At 41.7% G+C, this 16178-nt stretch carries 12 protein-coding genes; 3 read left to right on the forward strand and 9 right to left on the reverse strand.

The window, feature by feature from the left end; all coding sequences use genetic code 11:
* Window positions 1–61: 61 nt before the first annotated feature.
* Complete coding sequence (dinB, locus tag C505_RS0109840) at window positions 62–1129, reverse strand: DNA polymerase IV (protein WP_018692443.1); 1068 nt, start codon at window positions 1127–1129, stop codon at window positions 62–64.
* A gap of 630 nt (window positions 1130–1759) precedes the next feature.
* On the opposite strand from dinB, the gene C505_RS0109845 reads away from it, so the two are divergent.
* Both C505_RS0109845 and C505_RS23625 read left to right on the forward strand, forming a co-directional pair.
* Window positions 1760–5824: a hypothetical protein gene (locus C505_RS0109845; RefSeq protein WP_018692444.1), complete on the forward strand. Its 4065-nt coding sequence runs from the start codon at window positions 1760–1762 to the stop codon at window positions 5822–5824.
* Between the two features lie 496 nt (window positions 5825–6320).
* On the forward strand, window positions 6321–7196 hold the full coding sequence (locus tag C505_RS23625) for an SEL1-like repeat protein (RefSeq protein WP_157368952.1): 876 nt from the start codon (window positions 6321–6323) through the stop codon (window positions 7194–7196).
* Here C505_RS23625 and C505_RS0109855 read toward each other — a convergent pair.
* Window positions 7191–7817, reverse strand: coding sequence for a LysE family translocator (locus tag C505_RS0109855; protein ID WP_018692446.1), 627 nt, complete (start codon window positions 7815–7817; stop codon window positions 7191–7193). The genes C505_RS23625 and C505_RS0109855 overlap by 6 nt on opposite strands.
* A 94-nt stretch (window positions 7818–7911) precedes the next feature.
* Here C505_RS0109855 and C505_RS0109860 point away from each other — a divergent pair, with 94 nt between their 5' ends.
* Window positions 7912–8853 carry a hypothetical protein gene (locus C505_RS0109860; RefSeq protein ID WP_018692447.1) on the forward strand — a complete coding sequence of 314 codons (942 nt, stop codon included), beginning with the start codon at window positions 7912–7914 and terminating at the stop codon, window positions 8851–8853.
* On the opposite strand, the gene C505_RS0109865 is transcribed toward C505_RS0109860, so the two are convergent.
* The 7 genes from C505_RS0109865 to C505_RS0109895 all read right to left on the reverse strand — a co-directional run bounded on the left by C505_RS0109865 (window position 8850) and on the right by C505_RS0109895 (window position 16134).
* Window positions 8850–9170 (reverse strand): hypothetical protein, encoded by a 321-nt coding sequence (locus C505_RS0109865; RefSeq protein WP_018692448.1) that lies wholly within the window; start codon window positions 9168–9170, stop codon window positions 8850–8852. The two genes, C505_RS0109860 and C505_RS0109865, sit on opposite strands and share 4 nt — an antisense overlap.
* Before the next feature lie 24 nt (window positions 9171–9194).
* Window positions 9195–10895: a CapA family protein gene (locus tag C505_RS0109870; RefSeq protein WP_018692449.1), complete on the reverse strand. Its 1701-nt coding sequence runs from the start codon at window positions 10893–10895 to the stop codon at window positions 9195–9197.
* The gene (gene pgsW, locus C505_RS21980) at window positions 10892–11977 is read right to left on the reverse strand and encodes a poly-gamma-glutamate system protein (RefSeq protein ID WP_018692450.1); all 1086 of its coding nucleotides are present in this window, start codon (window positions 11975–11977) and stop codon (window positions 10892–10894) included. Before pgsW ends, C505_RS0109870 begins: the two co-directional genes overlap by 4 nt.
* Window positions 11974–12459: a poly-gamma-glutamate biosynthesis protein PgsC gene (pgsC, locus tag C505_RS0109880; protein WP_018692451.1), complete on the reverse strand. Its 486-nt coding sequence runs from the start codon at window positions 12457–12459 to the stop codon at window positions 11974–11976. Before pgsC ends, pgsW begins: the two co-directional genes overlap by 4 nt.
* Complete coding sequence (pgsB, locus tag C505_RS21985; protein ID WP_018692452.1) at window positions 12452–13687, reverse strand: poly-gamma-glutamate synthase PgsB; 1236 nt, start codon at window positions 13685–13687, stop codon at window positions 12452–12454. The genes pgsC and pgsB overlap by 8 nt, the downstream gene beginning before the upstream one ends.
* A gap of 279 nt (window positions 13688–13966) precedes the next feature.
* The gene (gene purD, locus C505_RS0109890) at window positions 13967–15247 is read right to left on the reverse strand and encodes a phosphoribosylamine--glycine ligase (protein ID WP_018692453.1); all 1281 of its coding nucleotides are present in this window, start codon (window positions 15245–15247) and stop codon (window positions 13967–13969) included.
* Entirely contained in the window at window positions 15244–16134 is an 891-nt protein-coding gene (locus tag C505_RS0109895; protein WP_018692454.1) for a class I SAM-dependent methyltransferase, read from the reverse strand. Before C505_RS0109895 ends, purD begins: the two co-directional genes overlap by 4 nt.
* Between the last annotated feature and the right edge of the window lie 44 nt (window positions 16135–16178).

A 16178-nucleotide genomic window follows, 5' to 3' on the forward strand; every position in this document is an offset into this window, starting at 1 on the left:
TTCGATTTCAATCATAAAAAAGCACTGAGTTTCGTCATCGTGAACAAGGTGCTTTTTTCGTTTATTCACTTGTTGTTTGCTCTAAGGGAAGACGTAACTGCTGCTCCTGGTTTATCGTTTCCAGTCCAACATGGATCCCAATGAGGCGAACTGCTTGCGTACGATCTCTTGCCAAACCTTTTTCAAGTAATGCTTGAAACACGCCCATATCTAGCCCAACGGCTTGTTGCTCAACGGTTGTCTGCGTAAAGTCTGCGAACTTGATTTTAACCCCGAGCTTTTTGATTCGATTAAATGCTTTTTTCTGAGCGATACGGCGTTGTAGTTCTGGGGTTAGGCTTTTTAAGGTTTGCCAGCAATCAGGGAAGCCGATGATATTTTCTATCAAAGTCTTTTCGACTCCAATAGACTTGCGTTCACGGTAGAGGACAATTTCCCGGTTATCGATGCCTTGAGCACGTTCAAAGATCAGTTGACCGAATTTACCAAAACGTGCAGTGAGTGCCGTTTCTCCATAGTCTATCGCGTCTTGCCCTGTATATAACCCTAATTGATGGAGCTTCTCTATTGTTGCCTTACCAACGCCTGGGATTTTCTCAAGTGGGAGTGTGCGAACAAACTCATGCAACGTCTCAGGTGTGATCACGAATTGCCCATTTGGTTTATTCTCATCACTGGCGATTTTGGCAAGAAACTTATTGGGTGCAACGCCAGCTGAAGCAGTGAGCTGTGTTTCTTGGTAAATATCATGACGAATCGCATTTGCGATATAAGTGGCGCTGCCACCATTGAGAGGGCAATTCGTGACATCCAGATAGGCCTCATCGATTGAGACGACTTCAACCAGCGGTGTGTAACGATGCAGGATAGAAAAGACTTTCTTGGAGACATCTCGATAGTCCTGCATCCGTATCGGCAATATGATTAATGTGGGACATAGTTGCAGTGCCTGATGATTAGGCATTGCAGATCGCACTCCAAATTGTCTTGCAGGGTAATTACAAGTACACAAAACACTTCGCCGTCCTTGTCCACCAACTGCAATAGGCATGTTTTGATATGCTGGGTTATCTCGCATTTCCACAGCGGCAAAAAAACAGTCCATATCTAAATGAATGATTTTACGCATACTGTGATTTTATACAGTTCCTAAGGGAGTGCAACATTAGAAAAAGAGATTGAAAATTTAGATTGAAAAGTTTGTATATAAAACAGGCGCTATTTTGAGATTGGGTCAATCTACGTGTTGATTTAAATCAACATTATCACTTTTGTGATCTTTGGTTTCACTTGTTATTCAATTGTTTTTATTTGGCTTGCTTTTATGTTGTTTTTTTAGGTATGAAATAACATTTAAGATCACTGAATGATCACTTTCATATGGTAAAAAAGTAGTATACATACTCAAATAGTATTATTTTATTTTCCCAATAAGGGTTCATGTGTTTAATCTTGTATCTCCCTCGTAGTTTTTTTGAGTCCAAGAAATGGAAGAAAATTGCAATCGATCAAAATTCACTCGCAAAATAAATGAAATTAAAATTTCTGTTCTTATTCGTTTTTTCTTGATCAATCTTCAGTTTCTAAATTGGGTTTTGTTTGTAAAAAGTTGAATTATTTCAATAATTTAATTGATTGTTGTTTTCTTTTTTCTATAATGTCCTGGATTTTTTAATCACCATATTTGTATATTCATACACTTCAACTTCTACATAGATGTAGGAGACGGAAGATAGTATCGCTTAGGAGAATGCGAATAATGGAAACGAAAAGTTTCAAAACTAACTTACTTACCCGCGCTTTAATCGCAGCAGTCCCTGCATGTGCGATGGCTTACTCTACAGTAGCTTCTGCTGTAGAAATTTCCTCACCAAAGCTAGACAATGGCCGCACTGCTTATGAAGCTCAGGTTGGCTCTGTTTTCAGCTTTACTTTAGAGATTGAAAACACTGAAAACCTAAAAGACCAAGCAAACCAGGCAAAGGCTTGGAGTGACTTGCCTGCGAATAGAACTGTTGCTGTCTATAAAGTAGAAGAAGACAACGAAATTGAATTGGCGGATGACCAATTTAATGCAGTTCTTGGAGCAAATGATATTAATATCACTTTATCTGACAAGCTTGCTTCAAATGCAGCTAACTATAAGGTGGTCATTTCAGCAACTGAAAATAACTCAGATACAGTTTACACTACAGATGCTTCAATCCAGCTTGTTGCAGCGAAGAAACCAGAAGTGGCTGCACCTACAAGTGTTGATTTAACAGTTGCTTATGACGAAGTGAAGAAGCAGTCAGTCACGACGTTAACTCGTCCAAGACTTGCTGATGAAGGTACAGAAGAAAACAAGTTAAAAGTATGGTTCTCACTTGATTCTAAAGACTGGATAGAATTCAACGAAGATAACAGCGTATTAAGCCTACCAGGTAATTATGAAGGCCGTAAAACGCCAATCTTCTGGAAAGTACAAGACCTTTCTGGTAATGAAGCTGTAAAGCACTTCGTTTATAACATCACTGATGCGAAACCAGTATTAGTTGAAGAAGGTGCTGTTCGTAAGCTGAATGCTTCTAGCTATTACAGTGTTGTCTCTAACCTTGACCTAAATCGTGCAACAAGTGGTTACCTATATGGTATTGATGCAGCGGATGGGGTTGATAATCTTATTCCAACGTTGATTCACGGCGAAGATACAGCGAATGGTATTAAACTAAAAGATATCATCGATGCTGATATGCCAGCACCAATTGTTCATAACGAGACTTTATTCTGGCAGGTAACTGACTCTGTCAAGCAATCGAAGCGTCTTGCCTCTGATAAGAATGTCTTTGCACCAATTGCAACATTCCTATCTCCAGCATTACGTATTGATCGCAATATTCAAGATGCAGGTTTGCGTCAAGCGGTTCGTTTGTACTTTACTGACAAAATTGATTTTACGAACGACAGTATTGTCCGTGTTCGCGTTTCATATCCTGGTACTGCACGTCAGTCCTATATTGAGACGATTGAATTGAATAGTCAGCTGACAACAGAAGATAATGCGAATACAGCTGATTCAATCAACAATGATAATGGACTAGAGCACTTTGTTGAAGTGAGCTTCTATGACCATGACGCAACTGCTGTCAAACTTGAGTTACTTGATCATGACCGTATTTCAGTTGTAAGTGGTATCAATGAAACACTTGTAACACTCAATGATGTCGACCCAGGTAATGAAAATGGCAACGGTAATGGCACAGAAGAGCCAGAAGATCCGGCTGAAGATCCAATCCGTGTTGGTGATATAACTAACAATGCAGAAACCAAAAACCGTTACTTGAAGCACCTTCGTCTTGCGCGTGTCGTTGCAGATGAGCAGCAAATCACAGACCCGCGTTACCAGCAGGTATACATTGATGTTATCAATGATGACCATGATGAGAATGTTGAGCGACGTGTCTTCGGTGTTCAAACTGAAGAAGCAACTGGTAAGCCAATCGACCGCGTTGTTCAAGTGCCGCTATTTGGTGAAGATGGCCAAGTACTTCGTGATGGAAGTGGTAATATCCAAACGCGTGACGAAAAAAGCGGTTACATGGCATTTAATACACCACAAGAAACCAAAATGCTAACCTCTGTTGCTGGATATCCAGTGATTGAAGCGTCTGCAATGGTAAGTATTGAGACAATTTTAACCAAACGTCTCATTATTGGTGATGAAATTGTGACTGTGGAAGACGAGCATACACCAGGACGTCTTTTAACAGATAAAATCACATACAGCTTCTATAAACTCAATGCTGATGGAACCAAAGGTGAGTTAATCAATTCTCACGAGTCCTCAACTGAGTTTAGAGACTTCTTAAGTAAGTACATTGGTAATGAAGCACACGGTCTTATTCGTGTAGAAAGTACAGCAGAATTCCAAGTACAAGACGTAGAAGATGGACAGCGTGTTGGTGAGCCAAGAGATGTTGCTGAGACTGAATTCTTCGATATTTTTGTCGTGAAAGGACTCCATGAGCATGAGTCTGATGAAGGGTACTCACGCCTTAAGTTTAATGAATTCATGATCGGTGGAACAACTGACCTTGAAGAAAAACCAAGAAATGCACGTGGTTATCAAGCGTTTGCAGATACAATCGATAATGATGGTATCCCAGACTACCTTGAAACATACCATAACTTCATTCAAAAAGATGCTACAGAGTCTTGGGTTGGCCATAGTATTGTTGGTAACCAAATCAAGAATGTATTCTTCAAACAAGATACATTAGAACACAACACACATATCTTACCGCTTGGTGTGAAAGCACATCAGATTATTGCAGGTAACAGACATACAAACCTTCGTGTTGGTGACATGGTCTTACTTGAGAAAGGTTTCAATCTAAGAACACCAGTTCTTGAGAGTGTCTCCCCTGACAATGCGGTTTCTAAAGTGATCGATATCTGGGCAAGGTATATTCCACAAGAAATTGCTAAAGTTGACTCCGGTAAAACTAATACAGTATTTGAAAATACGAATACAGTTTCGTTTGCATTACCTCTTCTTGGAAGTCAAAAGGCGCGTGGCCTTTCTGCTGTGAACCTTGATGGTACACGTATGCAAAATGTGACAATGAAGTATGCAAATACAGCAACGATGCCAATGGCTGATTCTGCAGAGTTCTTGACGCTTGGTGAGCTTCAAGCTTCACAAACCTTAAACGGTGGTGTAAACCTGAATGCTGAAGCGAAATATGTTCTTGTCACGATGACACCTGCTGAGCATGAGCTATATGAAATGGATGCAAAAGACATTGCGGCACCGTTCACAGGCTATATTGCTTCGGATGTGAAAACAATTGCAGATATGTACATCTCCGATAAAGAATTTGATTTCGTGCCGGGTCAGATACGCGACGATATCAAAGTTGATGTTGAGAATGCCATTGATGTATTGACTTACACTTGGTCTGTAAACGAAGATCCAACGAACTCAATTACCCTTGTCAATGCTGACCAGGAAACTGTGAAAGTTATTCTTGCTGAAAATGCAGATGCAACCAAAAAGTACTCTCTTAAATTGCATGTTTCTGAAGCAAATACGCTTCGTGAAAATGAAGATATCATCCCGATTATCATTCAAGATACGCCAGCTGTTCTTCCTACAATCATAGCTGCAGCAGAAAACGCTTCTCCTAAAGCGGGTGAAGAAGTTGTCTTAAACGCAACGGTCAACAACCTGTCAGAAGGTGCGACAGTCGCTTACACTTGGAAAGTTGTAGAAGGCCTTGAGATTATTGAAGGTGAAAATGCAGCGCAAGCGAAAGTGAAAGTTGCAGCAGAAGCAGCAGAAGGTGCAACGTTTAACGCGACTGTGACTGTCACAATCGACGGCAAAGCAGTTGAAAAAGTTGTCACGCTGACTGTTCCTAAAGCAGATGAGCCACAAAAACCAATGCTAACGGCTAAGACTGATAAAGCTGCGCCAAAAGCAGGTGAGAAAGTGAAGCTATCTGCAAATGTGGCAAATGCGCCTAAAGGTGCAGAGTTCACATACAAGTGGGAACTACCAGAAGGTCTAACAATCGTTGAAGGTGAAGGCACTGCTGAGGTAACCGTTGAGGTTTCTAAAGAAGCAAAAGCTGGTGCTGAGCTGGAAGCAAAAGTAACAGCAACTGCTGGTGACCTAAACTACATTAAGACTATAAAGCTCACTGTTGCGGAGGCTAAGGCGCCTAAGCCGAAAACCCCAACTCCAACTACAAAAGCTAAGAAAAACGACGATAGTGGTTCTATGTTCGGCATGTTCGGTGCATTACTTGCACTTGTCGGACTAAGAAGACGCAGATCCTAAGCGCTTCTTAGCAACAGATGCAGCGTGCGATTTTTCAATCGCTGCATTCTGTTGTGAACATAGATAGGGTATTTACCTATCGACCTCAATTCCAATGCAGCTGTGCTTCGGCTGCATTTTTCGTTTATCGCCTTTTTGTGGTTCAATCGATCAACATTGCTCTTCTCCGATAACTCCGCAATGATGTCCCTTTTTCATTTTTACCTTTCCTCTTTTTTACTTCCTATCTATCAACATCCTCCATTTGGAGGGTGAGACATAGATACCTGAGGTGTGTAGCCAGCAATTGGATTGTCATCGCGATTAAAAGTGACAGGGTTCTTTTAACCACACTGAGAGGTATATCTTCTCTATATTCTCGAATGCGATTGGATGGCAGGTCTGCGTGTGTTTTTGAATTCCTTCAACTATCTTTAGCATCAATGATACCCAGCAATATAGGACGATGTGTCGGATCTTCTTTCTCATTTGCTTTACCTTGACTGGCTTTGCTGTGATGGCGGAAAAGACCAAACATGGCGATATGGCCCTGGCTGCTTACGACATGATGGGAGGCAAAGCCTACTTTGCAGAGCGAGAAAAATTACGGCGTAAAACACTTCGATATTTATCACTAAAAATTGCCAAACACTTTGAGCAAGTTGATTTTCAGGCGTATGAGCGCCAGCTATTTCGATCCAAGATTACGGCGTATCTAGGGAAGAAAGAGATTGAGACAATCTATCGGCTTTATCCAGGCGGTCTCATGGCTGCTCATCAACAGGAACATCAACAAGGGATTGAAACTGAAATCACGAAAGAAGCAATGGACTTGCAGAAACTTCTGCGAGAAGATTTATTAGGACGCATTCGATATACGCTTGAGCTGATCAAACGACCGCAGTTTCAATATCTATTGGAAACATTGAAGACTTATCCTTCAGATGAACATGCCTTTATGGCGTTTTACCGACTCATGAAAAAACACTGCCAGGATACTTTCCATGCGAAACAATACGCGGTTGCACAACTGACTTGTGAGTTGGCTGCATCACAATCATGTGTTACCTGTAACTTTTATGTGGCTGAGTTGACGGATAAGGGGTTGTACTTGCCACGTGATGCTGAAATTGCTGCAAAATATTACAAAAGAGCTGCATTGAAAGGCCATCCAGAAAGTGCGATGTATGTTGGTGTTCAATTACTAGAGCAACCATCTGGTGAGCCCAGACTTGACCTAGAAGGGTTACTTTGGCTGCGCTTCGCACATGAAAAAGGGAATGAAAAGGCCCGAAATTACTACCAATATTTTCTAAGTCAGTTCACGCCTCATTTTACGAAAAAGGAGATAGAAGCGAAGTTCCAGCTCTTTAAACAGACGATGGGGTTATGATTTTTGCGATAACAACGCACCACCAAAGTAAATCAGTAAAGAGCCTGACAACCGTTGTATCCATTTACCGTTAGATTGCTTGAGTTGTGCTTTCGCTCGCGTTAACAAAAGGGCTATACCCATGAACCAACAGGCGATGATTGTGCTGTGAATGAAGACCAACAAAAACGCATCTGCAATATAATTTTGATCAAACGATATAAACTGCGGAAATGCAGCGAGATAAAATAACGAGACCTTTGGATTGAATAACTGAGTGAGTAATCCTTCGGTCATTGATTTGATAGGCTGCTGAGGTTTTGACACGTGTTGCGCTGTATTTACGTCGGCTTGTTGCTTGGTAAAACTTCCCCAAATCGCCTTACACCCAATGTAAAATAGATAAACAGCGCCAATCGCCTTGATCCACAATATGGCCGTTGCAGACTGCATCAAAATGGCAGAAAACCCAAAGATAGACAGTGCCCCGTGGACAAACGTTGCACTGGTGAGACCAAGGATATTGAGCAAGCTGGCTTTTATCCCATGCTGCGTTGCAGTTTTTAAAATCAGGATGCTGTTAGGGCCGGGTGACATGACAAGAAAAAGCGCAATGATGGTAAAAGTAATAACTTCTTGCACGATAAAAACTCCCTGTAATTTTAAAAGAATGACCTGTCGGTTCTGAATATTATCAAAGATAATAAGTGATGTAACGGATTGAAGAGGTTTGAATATGGTACGTCCAGCCATCGTTTATCTGTCGTTGTCAATGTTGCTTTCCAGCCAGGCACATACACAAAAAGTCAAGATGATATTGGCCCAAGAAGTTGTTGAGCAGATGGGATGGGGTGAATTATTTCTGCAATATGAGCAAGACTGGATGGCGAAAATGAGGTTATTGGATCCAAGAATTGTTGAGCGCTGGGGGAAGCCGGAAATCGCAAAGCAGCTCCAAGGACAGTACTCCTTTTTATTTTTAATGAATTTCTCTCATGACGATCTTACGGCATTTTATCTGTCAAAGACCCAGAACCTCGCTTCACGCTTTAAAGCCGCAAAAAAGAAAGGTCAAGAGCCAGACTTTAGTACCGAAGAAAAACTCGCTTATGCAAATATGGCACTTCATGGAATGCGTTATTTGGAAACCATGCATCAGATCCGGCTCAATGCGGACAGATGGCGACGCCAACACTACATCAATAAGCTCAAAACAATCGCGAATAATCCACAAGATCGTTCTTGGTTGCTTCCGCTGCTGAAGACAAATTGTCAAACTTTTTTTGCGAAGGGTAAACTGGAAGATGCATGGGTTCTCTGTAAAGTGGTTGAGGATAAACACTGTGCGACTTGCCTGTTTGTGATTGGTGAATTGCACCGGCAGGAGAAGTTGGCGCTGGATCCCAGCCTTCAATATAACTACTACACAAAGGCCGCCTACCTCGGGCACCCAGAATCTGCATTCAATGTGGGAGATTACGAGCTCAACCTAAGAAAGAAGCTTAAGGATGAAAAAGCACTGGAAGGGTTATTTTGGTTAATGTATGCAAAAGAGCAAGGTTTTGAAAAGGGAAAGTGGCGGATCCCATTTTATTTTGATGAATTCTCCGTACATTTTACTCAACAAGAAATCCAACAAAAATATAGAGTATTTAAAAAGAGCACAGGGTTGAATTAGTTTGCATACATCACTTTGATTTCACTGCTTTTCTTCGGAACGGCTGAGGTTTCGATGTAATTGGTTGGAAGTTTTTCGACTTCTTTCAATTGATTTGGAAAAGCAAAAGGGGTGAGCCATTCAATAAGCTTAAAGTCATCAACTTGAACGGTTTGGGCTGATGCATGTGGATGCTCAAACTGGAGAAGCAATCTCAAACCGCGATAGCCTATTCGCGGAGATTGGAATGGGATCTCAATCGGTTGCCAGTCTTGATTTCCAGAAATAGTTTGTTCGAAGATAAGGTGTTTTTTCCCCTGTTGTAGTGCTTCATGCAAGCCCTGTGTCTTTTTTCTTCCCTGTCAGTAAGCACGTACCTGTACATCTTTTTTTGACTGCAGGTTAAAAGTGACGGTATATGGATTATCAGGGATGAACACTCTGCGGAAGTCTTTCATTCCTAACAGTGCAGATGAGTAAGGTTGGATATGCGCGCTCATCAATTTATTTTGTGGTTTATCACGATTGTTATTGTGAAGAAGGCGAAATCCTTGTGTGAACCAGTGACGCTCCATATGTTCAAAAGTATCATCATTTTCAAAATCAGAACCATAAATCAGATTTCTTCCGAGTCGGAGCCGCAGTTCAGGATCTGAAGAAGTGATTGTTTTTAGTGATTGATGCCAAGGTTTGTTTGGTAATTGGAATATTTTTTGGTTTGTATGGAACGCTTTCATTTTACCTGAAGAAATTTGAGTGTCCGTTTGTGATTTTGTTTGAATAATCGCGTGTCCACCACTGGCGGTAAGCTTCGTATTTCGTGCTTTGGATAGTGAATACAATTGACTGAGAATTTCATGCCGATGTTGACCAGTTGCTGGTGTCGGAATATACCCTTTGAGATAGAATGGAATAATTTCTGCACGATGAAACGCTTGTTCATCCATCCAAACGTAGAGTATTGCTGTAAGTTGTGTTTGCGGATAGAACTGGTCAAAAGCTAAGTTTCCTAAGGAATAGGCAATGAGTTTATTTTGATAAACTTCAAACCCTTGTAGTCTATGTGGGTGATGTGCAATTGCTAAGGCTGCCCCATTTTCTATCGCTATTTTTAATCGATTCTCAGTCACCAATGTTGGATGATCTTGATACTCCAAACCGCCATGGTATTGTAAAATTGGGATTTGACCTTGTTGCGCAGACATCGAAATGAACTTTTGGATCTGTCTGAGCTTCCCGAGAGCTGCACCGCCTTTATTAGGGCCAGCGACTAAATCTGCATGATCAGATCCGGACCATCCCATCATACTGTAAAGCGCATATTTCGCGGAAGAATATATTGCTGGAGAGTAAGCCGATGTTTGATCAAGTCCCGCTCCAGAATACATTAACCCTGATTTTTGAATTGATTGAAGTGAAGTTATCAGCCCAGCTTCTCCATAATCGTAGATATGATTATTCCCCAAACTGACATGATCAATACCAGCCCATTTTAAGGCATAAAGCAGCACTTCCGGTGATTGGAGGAGTACCCCTTTTGATGATGAATCAGCCGCGGAGAAATTTCCTATGGTTGTTTCAAGGTTAACGGAGGAAATGTTAGCCAGCGTCATGTAGGGTTTTAGATGCTTGAATATAAACCGTGCATCTTTCTCCTCGTTCTGCGCTCGGACTAACGGTGTCTCACCAAACCAAGACTCTAAATAGCGACGACTCAACATGACATCACCGCCAAATGCAAATAGAACTCGTCCTTTCTTTTTTCGAACAAGAGTTATATCTGGCAATTTCCCTTCTGGAGATTTTTTAACTTCTTGATTTGCCCAAGTATGGGTTGTTGTAAAGTAATCTGGATGTGTAATTTGAAGTTGATAGATATCGGACTCGGAAAGACGAAGGAGAAACCGACCCGATTGATTACTGAATAATTGCCAGCCAGATGCTTGGACTTGAGCGTTTTGAATTGGTGCGCCAAATTCATCAAGAATACGTCCCTGTATGATGACTTGTGAGAAACAAGATGCTTGAAAAAACAGCAGGTATATGACTATGTATCGACTCATAGTGCTGGTAGTGCATCCTTTTTCTTTTGATAAAAAACGATGGCAATTAACAAAAGGAACAAGAGAACTAAACCAGACAACCCAGCTTGCTTTTGTCCTGAGTGATGAAATACGGGCATTTCCCTTGAATCTGAGATTTGGTTTTCTCGTGCGATTTGTGGAATATTTGATAAATGGATCAAAGGGACGCCACTTTTATAGAATTTCCACATCAGTCCAGGAATATCGGGCTGAGCGATTTCTGGCAGCTCAGTGTTAATTCCTGGCTTGAATAACTGCTTTTTATCTTTATTTGAACCAACAGATGAACTACCACCACCAATATTGATAAATGCCTTAATTTGATGCTTTCCAGCTGATTTTTGGTATAAATGCCACTTTTTGTTGATATTTCCAAGAAGAGAGCCTGTTTTAATCAACTCGGGTGAGCCATTTCTATGGATCGCTTGATGAAGAATTTCTTTACCTTCACTTGATATATTTTCGGCATGATCATTCTTTGCGCCATAAGAGACAGCAATTGGCTGGATGTGAAATAGTCCAGATTGATAGAGTAATGTGCTCATATCTACCCAAAGTATTTCTGGTTGATTTGCCCCCCATTGGGATGCCGTTAAGCTCAAAATAACGAGTGGTTTAGCTTCTAAGACTTCTAACGCACTGTAAGTCGCAAGGTTCAGGCCTGGGAAGGAACCGCTGGCACTCACTGCAACAGTGTCACCTTTTTGCACACCAACTTCTTTTAACCATTGATAAACCAATGCTGCAAACTGTGGGTTGGTTGACGTTTGTTTGGCGCTCAAATGGCTAAATGTTGAGGTTATAGGAGTGGTTTTCCAAGACCCGATCAGCCCAGTTTGCTTCGGATCTTCTAAGTCACGAGCCATCAACGCAAGTTTTTGTTTCTGTGCTTGGATTATTTTCATGCCTTGATGATGTTTTTCAATCGTTTGCCGCATTTTTTCCAGAATGGGAGATGGTGTATGGTGCTCGACAAAATACAATGTGATGAGTGTAATCAAAGTAAAGAGCACCAAAGCAATAGGAGGAATAAGAAAAGGTCTGCGATAGATGGTCTTCATATGATTTCTCCTGAAGCATAGCCAAGACTAATTAAGATAAGACGAACTAACGCGGCACCACTGAGCACTGTACAAGTCGTGACTAAAATTCCTTGTCGCTCATACCAGTTGGCAATCAGTCCAGGAATAACGAAGCCAATCACACCAAATGCATCTGATGGTGCGCCAGGAACCGTGAGAGCTGTATTGGGGAGCAATGTAGGGATTGCTGAATTGAGAAGTGCCCCAAATATAAAGGCTGTAATCATTAACGCAACATATTGTCGACGGCCATAAAGGAGGGTGAATTGACTCAACCCTTTCACGACTATAAATGCGAGTAAGCTGATGAAGAGTGTCGCAATCACTGAATAGGGATTATTCAAGTGAATTGCAATATAGCCCGGAACGATGACTCCACCACAAAATAATGAAAATAATTCAATAAATAAAAGGCCCACAAATAGCCCAATACCAATTGAGAGCGTCAATGTGCTAACCATAGATGACCTCGGAAGAAACTGCATTTTTATCAGAACGTTCATCTTGAATCAGGGGGTGTTGAGATTGGCTCTGTTGTTTGAAAAACTGGAGTAGCTCCATGGCTGTATCCTTAATATTGCCAATACCAACAATCAAGAGTTTTTGCTCATGCATGGAAGCAAAGGTGTCAGCAAGAAAAGATGGGTCTTGGAACTTTGGAAGTAGAATGCTTTTCGTATTTACACCATGCTTTTCAGCCATTTTTTGAAAAAAGGAGCGATCTTCACCAATGACAATGATCTGGGTTGTTTCCTCAATCAAACGACACATTTTTGCCATTTGGATTGTTCTATCCTGGCGATCCTGACGACAATTGATCAACATGACTTGCTTTGGATGACATGAGAAGTTTTGAATCGAACGTTGCCAACAAAGGAGAGAGGAAGTGGGATCATTGGCCGCAAATGCGTTGACCAAAGACAATTGCACACCTCGCCATCGTATTTGACGAATATCCATTGCACCAAGGTCTGGTTGAGTCTGCCACATGCCTTTCAATGCGACCTGCCTTGGTACACCAAGATCTTGGCATAGTGTTAATGCAAGCGCGACATTCTCTTTGTGCTCGAGATAAGAAAACCGTGTCATTTCTTCGTCTTTAATCGAAGATGTGAGCAGTATTTTCTTTAATTTGCTGTGTCTATCAATCACAGATTGCTTGATGATGTCGATATGCTTCGTTTCATTTGTATATAAACACGCATTACAGGGAACTGAGCCAGCAAGCGCCTTGGCAACATCGGTTTCTGTTGGACCCATCACATCTAAGTGATCTGGACCACAATTGGTGATAACACCATGGGTAGACTGAATAAGTTTGAGCTCAGAATAGGATTGGTGCTCTGGCTTTAATGCCATGCACTCGATAATGAGTACATCAGCGTTGGCTTGAGCTGCGAATTCTACAACTTTGGTTTGCTCAATAATATTTGGTGTGCAACCTCGGCGGATTGGTATTTCCTGCTGATCATTTAAAATGAGGCTTGCTTCGGAACCTGTTGTTTTACAAATCGTGTTGTAACCATGGGCGCGTAACCCCCCAGCAATCAGTCTTGCTACGGAAGACTTGCCTCGAGTTCCATTGATATGGATACGAACTGGAATTTTGTTTAAACATTGCAGATGTTTTCTTTTTTCGTACCAAACGATCAAAAGAAATAAGGTAAAAAAGAGTAATAAAATTGTCATATTTCCCACACTGATTCAAAGTGTTAAATAAGGTTATTCGTTTTAGTAATCACAAAGCTCAGAGTGTAGACAGCATTGATAAAAGAAGTACTTGGACCAGTAAAAAAGTTTGGAGAAGTGGAGTAAATCATGGTAAGCCGAATTTCTCAAAAAATAAAAAAACGGCTCATGATAGGGGAGTTGTTTTGGTTCTTAAATAGGTAAAAATGATGAATTTAAGAAATGCCTTCTAAGGAAGGCATTTCAAATCAACCCTTTTGAGAATCACTTTCTGCTCTATCATTTTCTAGCAATTGCACGATGGCCGATATCATTGCGATAATAAACATCATCCCATTGAATTGAATGTGTGAGTTGATACGCAGCTTGTTGTGCAGCCTTTACACTATCGCCTAACGCAGTAGCACAAAGCACACGTCCCCCTGCTGTAATCACCTGATCACCTTGCTTTTTTGTGCCTGCATGGAACACTTTTGCATGAGCGGCATCCGAAGCGGGCAGACCTTGGATCACATCTCCCTTACGATAATCAAATGGATAGCCACCAGCCGCAAGTACAACGCCAAGAGCGGCTCTACTATCAAATTTGATTTCCGTCTTATCGAGCTGTCCATCAATCGCTTGTAGGCATAAATGAACCAAATCGCTTTGTAAACGCATCATGATGGGTTGTGTTTCAGGATCACCAAATCGACAATTGTATTCCAGTACTTTGGCTGTTTCATCGGATGCAACCATTAATCCCGCATAGAGGAAGCCTTGGTAAGCATGACCTTCAGCCTTCATTCCTTCAATTGTGGGTTGGATCACGTGCTGCATCACCCAGTCATGTATGACAGGTGTGATCACCGGCGCAGGCGAGTAAGCACCCATGCCACCTGTATTTGGGCCTAGATCCCCTTCATCTCTCGCTTTGTGATCTTGTGAAGATGCAAAAGGTAGCGCGTTTTCGCCATCAACCATCACGATAAACGAGGCTTCTTCTCCAGTAAGAAACTCTTCGACAACGACCCGGTGTCCTGCATCACCAAACTTATTACCTTCAAGCATGTCATCAATAGTGGCGTGTGCGTGGGACTGAGATTCTGCGATAATTACACCTTTGCCAGCTGCGAGTCCATCTGCTTTGATCACGATTGGAAGAGTCTGTGCATCGACATAATTTTTTGCTTGTTGGGCATCAGTGAACGTTTGATAAGCCGCAGTTGGGATGTTGTAACGTGTGAAAAAGTCCTTACTGAATGCCTTTGAACCCTCAAGCTGCGCACAATATGCGGAAGGTCCGAAGATCTTTAACCCGGCAGCTTGAAATTGATCCACAATGCCAACCACAAGGGGGGCTTCTGGGCCGACAATGGTTAAACCAACTTGATTGTCTTTGGCAAATTGGATCAACGCCGGGATATCATCACCAGAAATATCAATGTTGGTCAAATTGGTTTCCAGAGCTGTGCCTGCATTGCCCGGGGCCACAAAAACTGATTCTGCAAGTGGGGATTGCGCTGCTTTCCAGGCTAACGCATGCTCGCGGCCTCCTGATCCAATGATAAGGACGTTCATTGTGGGGTTTTCTCCTGATGTTGAGTATTTTCAGTGATTGTTTTTACAAACTTTAAGGTCATGCGATCACTTTCGCCGATCGCGAGGTATTTTTCTTTTTGTTGTTCGCCATTTGCCAAACGAGGGGGCAATGCCCAGACACCTTTTAGATAATCAGCGGTGTCTTTTGGATTCGCATTAATTTCACTGAGCGCTTCCAGCTCAAATCCAGCTTCTTTGGCTTTTTGGATCACCCAGCTTTGTTTGAGATAGCCGGACATTTTCTTTTCTGCCTGATCCATGTTCTCCGGTAATCGATGATCAACAATCCCTAAAATACCGCCTGGTTTGAGGGCGTCATAAAATGCTTTCAGTGCATTTTCGATACCATCTGTGTCCTTTTGCATGTACCAGTTATGCAGGTTTCTGAAGGTTAAGACCATATCAGCAGAATTTTTCGGAGCAATTTTGTGTTGGCTCCCAGGATAAAACTCGGTGATTTTGACAGCTGAGTAAACAGGGTCTTGCATTTTATTTTCAAAGCGTGCTCGAGATTTGCGAAAGTACTCACTCGGAGAGTCCTTGCTGAAGTGAGCTGCATAGAGTGTTCCGTTCTCTTTTAAAATGGGCGCAAGTACTTCTGTGTACCAACCGCCACCTGGCCAAATCTCTACCACTGTCATATGCGCTTTTAAACCAAAGAACTCAAGAGTCTCTTTTGGATGACGAAAGATATCTCGTTGCTTATTCGCTTCACTCCGTTGTGGACCAGATAAGGCCAATTCAACTTCTGATATTGCTGTTGTTTCTATAGGGGATGTTTCATCTGTCGCAAAGGCTTGCGATGAAAGCGATAGAGCAAGTGCTGTGAGAGGAAAAATGAGCGCTTTTTTTGTTTTTTTGATCATGATTGGATACTCCGGCTTTTTCAAAACAGTTGTTATTGTCTGAT

It is taken from the genome of Algicola sagamiensis DSM 14643 (genome assembly GCF_000374485.1).
Taxonomy (GTDB): domain Bacteria; phylum Pseudomonadota; class Gammaproteobacteria; order Enterobacterales; family Alteromonadaceae; genus Algicola; species Algicola sagamiensis.